This is a genomic window from Salegentibacter tibetensis (assembly GCF_020164485.1).
In the GTDB taxonomy this organism is placed as follows: domain Bacteria; phylum Bacteroidota; class Bacteroidia; order Flavobacteriales; family Flavobacteriaceae; genus Salegentibacter; species Salegentibacter tibetensis.
The window spans coordinates 79795-90427 of record NZ_JAIQZA010000017.1 but is presented as its reverse complement, the minus strand read 5'-3'; the positions used below and the strand labels follow the sequence as shown (position 1 = coordinate 90427).

Below are 10633 nucleotides of genomic sequence, written 5' to 3'. Positions count from 1 at the left end.
TCAGTATGCTCCGGAATAATTTTGCCGGCCAGCCATTTTTTTAATTTATAAGGGGGTCAGCATCCGCCGGAATGACAGATACCTAAAAGGTGGGCTTTAGAGGGGTCAGCTTAGTCCGGAATATCCAGGTAGCAGGAACAGGAAGTTTAACAGGCAATTTTTCCTGGTTAGAACCTTTTAGGTGGCCTCTTGTAGTGGTTTCGATATTGGCATTAGGGTTAGCATGGTATTTAAAAATAAAGCCCACCAAGAGTGAGGATTGTGGCTGCGATACGGAATCCCCAACTTCATTCTTCCAATCCAAAACATTTCTTGGTGGCGTAACTGTTTTTGTAATTTTAAGTTTGTCATTTCCATACTATTCAGAAGCTTTTTATCCTTCCAATGAAAAAGAAATAGTATTCGTTCAGGAGCAAAATATTCAGACGGTGGAATATTTAGTAAGTGGTATGACATGCGCAGGTTGCGAGGGTCACGTAAAGAGCGAAGTTAACAAGCTGAATGGTATTGTCTCCTGCCAGGTGTCTTACGAAGAAGGCAATACTATTGTCAAATTTGATAGTACACTTACTAATGTGGGAGATGTGAAAATAGCTATTGAACGCACAGGATATAAAGTCACAAATAATCCAGAACAATGAAACAATATGATGTTATAGTAATTGGTTCAGGTATGTCAGGTATGACTATTGCTAGTAAGTGTGCATCCAAAGGTTTGAAAGTCGCTGTTACAGATGAGCTGCCTTATGGTGGAACTTGCGCTCTTCGGGGTTGTGACCCGAAAAAGATAATAATTGGTGCGACCGAAGTGAGAGACTTTGCTCAAAGATTAGCAGGAAAGGGAATTAATACTATTCCTGAAGTAGACTGGAAGGATATCATGGCCTTCAAGCAGGAATTTGTAGATGCAATGCCTAAAAAAATTGAAAAGGGATACAAGCACAACGATATCGACACCTATCACGGTGCTGCCCGCTTCATTACGAATGATTCTGTCAAAATTGAATCGGAAATCTTGAAGGGAGATAAAATTGTTATTGCCACGGGAGCAAGGGCCCGTCAATTAAAATTTGAAGGTGGTGACCATGCTTTGACCAGTACGGATTTTTTAAATCTTCAGGAACTACCAAAGTCCTTAATTTTTATTGGAGGGGGATATGTGGCTTTTGAGTTTGCTCATATAGCTAAGCGATGTGGAGCAGAAGTTACCATCATACATCGGGGAACTCGACCTTTAGAAAATTTTGACAAGGATATAGTTCACCACTTATCTGAAGCAACACAAAAACTTGGAGTAAGGTTGGTGCTTGAAACGAACGTCATAGGAATTAAAAAGGAAACAAACGGTTACACCGTTGTCGGTGAAAAACATTTTGCCGAAACAGAGTTCACGGCTGAAACGGTTTTCAACAGTGCAGGAAGAGTACCACATATAAATGACCTGGATTTGTCTGCTGCATCTATTAGTTCAAACAAAAGGGGAGTTGAGGTCAATGAATATCTACAAAGCGTTTCAAATCCGTTTATTTATGCTGCTGGTGATTCTGCCGACACTTCAGGACTACCTCTCACACCAGTAGCAGTTTATGAAGGCCATATAGTTGCTTCCAACATTATCAAAGAAAATAAGAAGACACCAGATTATCCATCCATGCCGTCAGTGGTATTTACTTTACCCGCCATGGCTTCCGTTGAGTTAACCGAAGAAGAAGCGAAAAAGAAAGGTTTAAACATTAAAATAAATTCGAATGCGGTGCCAGAATGGTTCAATGCAAAACGACTTAATGTCCAGGAATATGCATACAAGACCATAATAGATACTGACAAAGGAACTCTTCTGGGAGTTCATCTTATTGGTCCAGGGGTTGAAGAAACTATAAATTTTTTCTCTCTTGCTATGTTTAAATCGATACCAGTTAAAGACTTAAAAAAAATGATTTATGCATATCCGACAATGGGTTCGGATATCTCATCAATGCTATAATAATTAAATATGAAAACTATCCTAAAATCTGTTCTTACTTGTCCTCATTGCAAGGTTTCTAAGGAAGAAATCATGCCTACAGATGCTTGCCAATTCTTTTATTCATGCTCCAACTGTAAAGCTGTTATAAAACCATTGAAAGATGATTGCTGTGTATTTTGTAGCTATGGTACTGTTCCATGTCCACCTATACAGGAATCAAATTTATGTTGTGGAACTACAGATTAAGTTTAAATCCGCAATAGCCCTTAAATCTTGTATAAATTGGGTCAATATTTCAAAATCTCCCGCTACTAAGCAAGATAAGCCACCTTTTTGGGTGGCTTTTTTACTTTTAGAATCTTTCTTATCCCTTGCTATATCGGATCAAGCCTAATTGTTTCCTTACCTCCCATTTAGCGGAGTCTGTACTGATTTTGATAGGTACAGAATTGGGTTTTGCCATTATTAAATTATTTTATTGACCAGAGTACAGGTCTTTCTTGGCGTAATTGAAGGTGAATCTATCACTATCCTCAAGTGCCGCTTGAAAATAATTCCTAATGATTCCTCAAGATTTTTCCTGGATTCAATAATTTGATTCATAGACATTGAAATACCAGGGGCGTACCAGTATAACTCAACTTCTCTTCCTTGTTGTTCTTAAAATCTCCAAAATCCTTCTTGGTAAGTTATAAAAGTCTATTGACGATAAGTAATTACTATGACAATTCTAATTAATAGGTATTTAAATTGATTATATTTGAATCGTGCACGATATAGTTTTGAGCGATATAAATAGAAGTAATGAATAGAGAAACCGAAATAACACTAACACAAAACATTTTTAGAATTTTGCTAGCGCTGTTCATGATTTTTGCCGGTTTTAGTCACTTAACTTTTAATAGAGTAGACTTCCAGGCCCAGGTTCCAGACTGGGTTCCATTAAGCAAAGATTTAGTAGTTATATTGTCTGGAATTGTTGAAATGGCATTAGGTCTAGCTTTATTATTTTGGAAAAAGCAACGTGCTGCAATAGGTTGGACATTAGCAATTTTCTTTATCCTGATTTTTCCCGGTAATGTCGCCCAGTATTTAGACGGAAAAGATGCCTTCGGAGCTTTAGATTCAGATAGAGCAAGACTAATAAGGCTTTTCTTTCAACCAGTTCTTATAGTCTGGGCACTTTGGTCTTCTGGCGCGTGGAAAGCCTGGAGAAATTCAAAAAAATAAATATTATGGACGATCAGCAATTAAAATTGAACAATCAAATCTGCTTTCCTATTTATTCGGTTTCCAGGCTAATTACGAAGGCCTACAAACCATTCCTGGAAGAAATGGGTTTAACCTATCCTCAGTATCTGGTTTTATTGGTGCTATGGGAAAATGGTGAATTATCGGTTAATCAAATTGGTGAAAAATTATTATTAAACACCAATACCTTGTCTCCGCTTATTAAACGAATGGAGAACCTGGATTTACTGCTGCGTACCCGCTCTGAAAAAGATGAAAGAAGTGTATTTATCCAACTTACGGAAAAAGGAAAAGCACTTAGAAATACTGCGCTCCCAATTCCTGAGAAGTTGCTAAATACTTTGCTAACGGAAGATGTAACGCTAACAGAAGTAATGCTCTTAAAGGATACGCTCAATAAATGGATCGATATTCTTTCAAACAGGGAAAATGACCAATAATACCTTAACTTACTGATAAATAAATTATTAATTAAAAAAACAATAGATATGAAAGCACTACAGATAGTAAAATACGGTGAAATTAAGGATAGTTTATCTATCAATGAGATTGAAAAACCATCGATAAAGCCAAATGAAATTTTAGTTGAAGTTAAGGCTGCTTCATTAAATCCTATTGATTATAAAATGGCAGAAGGACATCTAAAAGAACTGGTGCCTTTAAAGCTGCCGGTTACAATAGGTTTTGATGTTAGCGGTGTGGTTGTGGAAAAAGGAGCTGATGTTAGTGATTTTGAAATTGGTGACGAAATATATTCCAGGGTACCCCATGAACAGATGGGTACGGTAGCAGAATTCGTTACGATTAATAAAGATAAGGTTGCTAAAAAACCGGAAAATATATCTTTTGAAGAAGCTTCAGGACTGCCTTTAACGGGAATCACCGCAATCCAGGCTTTAGAAAAAGCTGGTTTAAAAAAAGACGACAGAATTCTTATTCACGCCGGATCCGGTGGTGTAGGTAGTTTTGCTATTCAGTATGCTAAAGCAAAAGGAGCTATCGTTTATACAACCACCAGCACTAAAAATGCAGATTGGGTAAAAGCTTTAGGAGCTGACCGCGTAATAGATTATAAAACGGAAGATTACAAAGAAGTTGCCAATAACTTGGATATTGTTTTTGACACTTTGGGAGATGACTATACGTTTGATGCTTTTGAAATTATTAAAAAAAGCGGTACTCTAACCTCAATCGTAGGTCCGCCAGACGAAGAGTCGGCTAAAATAATGGGGATCAAAGATTATAAATTACCCGAAGAATTATCTAATCTAATAAAAGAAAAATCGGTAGCCTATAAACACACCTGGATGCAGCCCAATGCAGCGCAGTTGAAGGAGATAAAAACAATGGTAGAAGATGGAGATATTAAACCAATAGTAGACCTTATTTATTCCTTTGAAGATGGAGTTGATGCTTACGAATATCTGGCGACCGGAAGAGCACAGGGAAAAGTAATCATAAGCTTATCCTAAACATTCTTAGAATTGGTCAATAGATTATATATTATAACTAAATAAAAAAAATGATTATGAGTGAAAAGAAGAATGTATTAGTTGCCGGTGCGAACGGCAGCACGGGAAGAATCATTATCGATTTATTAAAAAAATCCGAAAAATATCAACCCATTGCTATGGTAAGAAAACCAGAGCAAAAAAAGCAATTTGAAAAAGAAAATGTTTCCGCAGTTTTGGCCGATTTAGAGGAAGATCTAAATCATGCTGTTAAAGGTGCCTATAAAGTAATTTTTGCTGCCGGTTCTGGTGGAAAAAAAGTGATTGAAGTAGATCAGAAAGGAGCAAAAAGATTCACTGACGCATCTAAGAATGCAGAAGTTGAGAAGTTTGTTATGCTTAGCTCAATGGGCGCTGATAATCCCGGAATTAGTGAAGAGCTTGGAGATTATCTAAGAGCAAAAGGAAATGCAGATGATTATCTACAAAATAGCGGATTAGCTTATACTATTGTTAGACCTGGTGCGCTTACAGATGAAGATGGTTCCGGAAAAATTCAGCTAAAGGAAAAATTAGATAAACAAGAAAGTATTTCCAGAGCAAATGTGGCTCGTACTCTTGTTGAAGTTCTGGACGATGATGTAAAGCAAAATCGGATTTTTGAAATTCTTGACGGCGAGACTCCGATTGAAAAAGCAGTCCGTGACTAAGAAATTTTATAATTAAAAATAAAGAAAGATATGAAAGTACTATTTGTATTAACCTCTCATGATAAATTGGGGGATACAGGAGAAAAAACAGGATTTTGGATCGAAGAATTCGCAGCACCTTATTACAATTTGTTAGACAAAGGAGTTGACGTTACGGTAGCTACGCCCAAGGGAGGTAAAGCTCCTATTGATCCGAGCAGTGAAAGTGAAGATGCACAAACCGAGGATACCAAACGCTACTATAAAGATGCTGAAACTCAAAAAGTGATTGAAAACACCTTAAAGTTAGATACAATTAAGGCGGAAGAATTTGACGCCGTATTCTACCCCGGAGGTCACGGCCCGCTTTGGGATCTTGCAGAAGATAAAGCTTCTATAGCTTTAATAGAGGCGTTTAACAGACAAGAAAAACCAATCGGGTTGGTATGTCACGCCCCTGCAGCTCTTAAAAATGTGAAAAATGAAAATGGGGAACCCTTAGTGAAAGGAAAAAAAGTAACCGGCTTTACCAATACTGAAGAGGAAGCTGTGCAGTTAACCGATGTTGTTCCATTTTTAGTGGAGGATATGCTGAAAGAAAATGGAGGCATTTATTCTAAGTCTGGCGACTGGGAAGTTTATGTGCTTGAAGATGGAAATTTAATTACAGGACAAAATCCTGCATCTTCCAACAAAGCTTCTGAAAAATTATACGAGATGCTTAAATAACTAAAGCTCTTTTAATTTAAAACCTGCAACCTTAAAAGTTGCAGGTTTTTTTTAATATAAAAATGAGATGATTTTGGTTTTGTTGGATTTTAATTTGGATGATTGGCTCAGTTGGAAGCTGTAATGATTCATCAAGGTTTCTTCTTGGATTCAATAATCTGATCCAAAGTCATTGAACTATCCGGGCCATCCCAACCTAGTTCAATTTCTTTTCTTAAATCCTGAATAACTTTTTCGCGATAGATGCCGTGCAATCGTAAAGCATCTCTAATTACTTCGCTGTTATTCTGATATTTTTTGGAAGCAATTTGCTTAGAGATATATTCTTCCTGGTCGAAAAACCAACTCTAGAAAATTTACGTGAAAAAGATAAAAGTGTTCAGTATAATTTTTGAATGATGAACCAACAATGAATTTCAATAAACTTTAATTTATTAAATATTTGAACCTTCATAAGTTATAAAAATAACTAGTCCAAAAAATGAACAAGTGGTAAACAAGTTGGGAACAAGTTGTGTATCTTTTCTGAATAAGCCCTGGTATGATTGGGGTACAGTAACGGAATCAAGCCTATTTGTTATTCAGGTTTTTTAAAAGCTTTTAACTTAAGCAACTCACTTCAAATCTTCCTCACTGCGCCTGTCCTGAGTCTTGGCCGAAGGGTTCAGGATAACAAACAACCGAATTGTAAATTTATGATAGTCAGTTTTTTGACTCTAATTCATTATTTTTGAATATAACTTCCTCTAATCATTGGTAAATGATTAACTAACTAATAGATGAAGATGTTTGCAGGAACATATAATTAAGATTACCCCCTAACCACACTTTTGGAGAGAATTCTGAAATCCACTTAATTATGAAAACACCACAAGAAACCAAAGAGCAAAGAACCGGAGGCGCTTTTTTGATCCGTCCCGCGGAAAGTAGCAATTTCCACGGTTCCCTTTTTTCCGAAGAAGAGCAAATGGTCCTGGGAAGCGTCAAAGAGTTCATTCAGCGTGAGGCTCAACCCCTGGCAGATGAGTTGGAACACCAGAAAGAGCATAGCCGTTCAGTTGCTCTGCTGGAAAAAGCCGGGGAGCTTGGGCTTTTGGGTCTTGCAATTCCCGAAGAATATGGAGGCATGCCGGTTTCTTTCACCACCAGTCTCCGGGTGACAGAGGAGGTGGGCCGGGTATCGGGATTCTCCCCCACCTTTGGGGTGCAGACCAGCATAGGCATCGCGCCAATCCTTTTTTACGGTTCCGAAGCCCAAAAGCAGCGGTACCTTCCAAAACTGGTGAGCGGGGAGTGGAAAAGCTGCTACTGCCTTACCGAACCAGAGGCGGGATCTGATGCCAACTCAGGAAAGACCAGGGCTACCCCAGTGGAGGGCGGGGCTGCTTATCTGCTCAACGGACAAAAAATGTGGATTACCAATTCGGGATTTGCCGATATTTTTATTGTATTCGGCAAAGTTGAGGATGACAGGAATCTCTCCGCCTTTATTGTGGAAAAGGAGTTCGGTGGCATCAGCTTGGGCGAAGAAGAGCGCAAAATGGGAATTAAGGGCTCGTCCACGCGGCAGGTATTTTTCAATGACGTGCGGTTGCCTGCAGAAAATATGTTGGGGAAACGGGAAGAAGGATTTAAGATAGCCCTTAATGTGCTGAACACCGGGCGCATCAAACTGGGGGCAGCGGCTATTGGAACCTCAAAAAGGGCGTTTGATCTCGCTGTGGAATATGCCCTGGAGCGGAAGCAGTTCGGGAGCTCCATTAGCAGTTTTGGAGCCATTCAGCATAAGCTGGCACAATTGGCCGTAAGGATCTTTGCCATGGAGGCCGCGACCTATCGCACGGGCCAATTCATAGACCAAAAGATGGCTGCCCTGGAAGCCGAAGGCCTTTCAGTTGAAAAAGCAGAGGTCGCAGCAGTATCGGCTTATGGGATCGAGTGCGCTATCCTGAAGGTATTTGGGTCAGAATGCCTGGCCCTGGTGGTAGATGAGGGGGTACAGATTTTTGGCGGAATGGGCTTTTCTGAAGATGCGCCAATGGCCAGGCTTTACCGCAATGCCCGAATTACGCGTATCTATGAGGGTACCAATGAGATTAATCGGATGCTGATCGTCGATATGTTGCTGAAGAAAGCCATGACCGGGGAGTTGGAGCTGCTGCAAGCGGCAAAGCAGGTACAAAAGGAGCTCACCTCCAATCCTGCTGAAAAGAAGCAGGCCGGTGGCGGTTCGGTGGTAGCTTTTGCAATCCTGGAAGATCTTAAAAAGTCGATGCTTATCATCTTTGGAGCAGCGGCGCAACGGCTCGGGAAAAAGCTTAAGGAAGAACAGGAGGTGCTGATGCATATTTCAGATATGATCATTCAGGTATACCTTCTGGAAGCCGTACTGACCAAAGCTGAAAACCTAAGAACCAAAGGGGAATTGACGACCCCGGATCACATAGCCGACATCAGCCGTGTCTTTTTGTATGAGTCGGTGGAAAAGATTAGGCAGGCAGGGCAGGAGGCTATCCTCAGCTTTGCGGAAGGGAAGGAGCGTTCTTTGCTGATGAAGGGTTTGGAATGCTTTACCCAAGCCCAGCTATTCAATATCAAAGATGCCCGTAGAAGGATTGCCCGGACCATGATAGCTGAAGGGAAGTATTTGTAAGCTCTTTTCCAGGAGTCCAGGAGGACTCTCATAATGTAGTTCCTATTTAAAAAGCTTTTAACTTCAGCAGCTTACTCTTTTGAGTTTCCTTACTGCACCTGTCCTGAGCGGTAGGCGAAGGGTTTGGAATGACAAAACAACGAAAAAGTGATTCCCCTAATTATTCCTTTCCTCAATCTCTTTCAGTTTTTGGCCAATCTTTTCTTCCGGGTACCAAAGTCCGCGCACCATCACCCCGGCCCGATTTTGTACATTCGTGATATCCTCCAGAGGATTAGCGTTTAGCAGGATCAAATCTGCCCGACGGCCTTGCTGCACGGTTCCAAATTCCTCCGGTGTGCCAAAATACTCAGCCGCATTTTTGGTGCCGGTGACCAAAACCTCATAAGGAGAGAGGCCGGTGTTCACCATCATCTCCAGTTCGTGGTGGATGGAGAAGCCCGGTACGTTAAAAAATTGCGGTGCATCAGATCCCAGCACTATTCCGGCCCCGGCTTCGTGAAGTTTTTTGGTGAGTTCCCTCCTAAACTCCACAAGAGCTGCGGTGTTTTCCGGTTGGAAATCTTCGCGTTGTACGTAATCATTTTTGAACTTTACCCAGTCGTTAAGCACAGGCTTGGGCATATAGCGCATTTCCGGCCGGATTATCATTTCTTCAGCGGCTTCTTCGCTGGCGAGATGTTCAACCAGACTTAAGGTCGGCACATTCCAGGTACCGGCTTCCACGGTCATTTCAATAGCTTCGGAAATCCTTTCGCGATTAATAAGGTCTATGATGCCGCTGCCAAAAAAACCGTTACTCCGACCTTTCTTAGCCTTTTCCGAAACAAGAAATTCCACATAACGGTCATAATGGTCTATTGAGGTTTGCCGTGCTTCCAGGGCTCCCTTCAAGCCTACAGCTTCAGGTATATGTCCACCAAAAGGCATGTTGATATTGTGGGCGGTGCGAGCCATTTGCTTATAGGTTTCAGGATCAAGGCTACCTATTTTGAGCAAATCAAATCCGACTTCTTTATGCTCTTTTACAATCCTACTGGCAGCCTCCGGTGTAGGAATAGCCTCCTTGCTTAGCCAGGGGCTTGCAGCAAAAATAGTTGGACCCGGCAGTTCCCCATTCTTTACTCGTTCCCGAAGCTGTAGCTGGTATTTTGTACCCAACATATTACGCACCGTGGTCACCCCATTGGCGATATACAGGAAAAGTACATCTTCTGCATATTGAAGCTGCTCCGATCCCGGAATATGCCCGTGCATCTCTGCCAGCCCAGGCATAAGATATTTACCCTTGCCATCAATTTCCTGAGCACCGGGCAGAATGGCTGTTTCTGCGGAAGGCCCTACGCCTGTGATCCTGCCTTCTTCCACGATAACGTGCATGTTTTTAAGAATCTCCGCATTATTCATTGGGATCACATTCACATTGGTAATTACATAAGCCGGCATTTCTGAAGTACCCTGTTGCTGGGCATTAAGAGGATTCAGAATAAAGCTGTAAAATAAAGACAATACGAAAATCCTTCCGAAGCATTTCATAATATTTGGTTTTGAATAATCTAACTAATTTACTGAAAAAGAATAAACAAGGGATTGAAAATGAACCATAGAAATTTTGATTCCGAGAATTTCTTTCCAGGGATATAGAAGGGGAAATCGTTCGTACAAAACCCTGCCGCCTGTATTTGGCGATTTGGACAGTGATAAATAGAAAAGATCGTGGAGAGCATCCCCGAACCTCTGTTTACAAAAAAATCTATAGTATAAAATCAACTTGTTCAAAAAATGAACAAGTTGGAAACAAGTGCTGCACCTCTTCTGAACAAGCCTTGGTGCAGCTGGCCGCTAAAAATAAAGAAACGCGCTATAGCGCCTAAACATTAGCAAACTTTGGCCA

Annotated in this window: 11 protein-coding genes; 9 read left to right on the top strand and 2 right to left on the bottom strand. The window is 40.6% G+C overall.

Going from position 1 to position 10633, the window contains the following annotated elements; genetic code table 11:
• Positions 1 to 89 precede the first annotated feature (89 nt).
• The 8 genes from merTP (at position 90) to LB467_RS10530 (ending at position 6086) form a co-directional block, all read left to right on the top strand.
• Positions 90 to 641, top strand: coding sequence for a mercuric transport protein MerTP (gene merTP, locus LB467_RS10565; protein WP_224474003.1), 552 nt, complete (start codon positions 90 to 92; stop codon positions 639 to 641).
• Positions 638 to 1984: a dihydrolipoyl dehydrogenase family protein gene (locus LB467_RS10560; protein ID WP_224474002.1), complete on the top strand. Its 1347-nt coding sequence runs from the start codon at positions 638 to 640 to the stop codon at positions 1982 to 1984. The genes merTP and LB467_RS10560 overlap by 4 nt, the downstream gene beginning before the upstream one ends.
• 9 nt (positions 1985 to 1993) lie before the next feature.
• Positions 1994 to 2212 carry a GDCCVxC domain-containing (seleno)protein gene (locus LB467_RS10555; protein WP_224474001.1) on the top strand — a complete coding sequence of 73 codons (219 nt, stop codon included), beginning with the start codon at positions 1994 to 1996 and terminating at the stop codon, positions 2210 to 2212.
• Positions 2213 to 2770: 558 nt separating this feature from the next.
• Complete coding sequence (locus tag LB467_RS10550; protein WP_224474000.1) at positions 2771 to 3196, top strand: DoxX family protein; 426 nt, start codon at positions 2771 to 2773, stop codon at positions 3194 to 3196.
• A 5-nt stretch (positions 3197 to 3201) separates the two neighbouring features.
• Positions 3202 to 3657: a MarR family winged helix-turn-helix transcriptional regulator gene (locus LB467_RS10545; protein WP_224473999.1), complete on the top strand. Its 456-nt coding sequence runs from the start codon at positions 3202 to 3204 to the stop codon at positions 3655 to 3657.
• A 48-nt stretch (positions 3658 to 3705) separates the two neighbouring features.
• Complete coding sequence (locus LB467_RS10540; protein WP_224473998.1) at positions 3706 to 4689, top strand: NADP-dependent oxidoreductase; 984 nt, start codon at positions 3706 to 3708, stop codon at positions 4687 to 4689.
• Between the two features lie 56 nt (positions 4690 to 4745).
• Positions 4746 to 5378 (top strand): SDR family oxidoreductase, encoded by a 633-nt coding sequence (locus LB467_RS10535; RefSeq protein ID WP_224473997.1) that lies wholly within the window; start codon positions 4746 to 4748, stop codon positions 5376 to 5378.
• Between the two features lie 30 nt (positions 5379 to 5408).
• A complete protein-coding gene (locus LB467_RS10530) occupies positions 5409 to 6086 on the top strand; it encodes a type 1 glutamine amidotransferase domain-containing protein (RefSeq protein ID WP_224473996.1) in 678 nt (225 codons plus the stop codon).
• 131 nt (positions 6087 to 6217) lie between these two features.
• On the opposite strand, the gene LB467_RS10525 is transcribed toward LB467_RS10530, so the two are convergent.
• On the bottom strand, positions 6218 to 6406 hold the full coding sequence (locus LB467_RS10525) for a ribbon-helix-helix domain-containing protein (protein ID WP_224474006.1): 189 nt from the start codon (positions 6404 to 6406) through the stop codon (positions 6218 to 6220).
• A gap of 539 nt (positions 6407 to 6945) precedes the next feature.
• On the opposite strand from LB467_RS10525, the gene LB467_RS10520 reads away from it, so the two are divergent.
• Entirely contained in the window at positions 6946 to 8739 is a 1794-nt protein-coding gene (locus tag LB467_RS10520; RefSeq protein ID WP_224473995.1) for an acyl-CoA dehydrogenase family protein, read from the top strand.
• A gap of 156 nt (positions 8740 to 8895) precedes the next feature.
• Here LB467_RS10520 and LB467_RS10515 read toward each other — a convergent pair whose 3' ends face one another.
• Positions 8896 to 10275 carry an amidohydrolase family protein gene (locus LB467_RS10515; RefSeq protein WP_224473994.1) on the bottom strand — a complete coding sequence of 460 codons (1380 nt, stop codon included), beginning with the start codon at positions 10273 to 10275 and terminating at the stop codon, positions 8896 to 8898.
• Positions 10276 to 10633 lie beyond the last annotated feature (358 nt).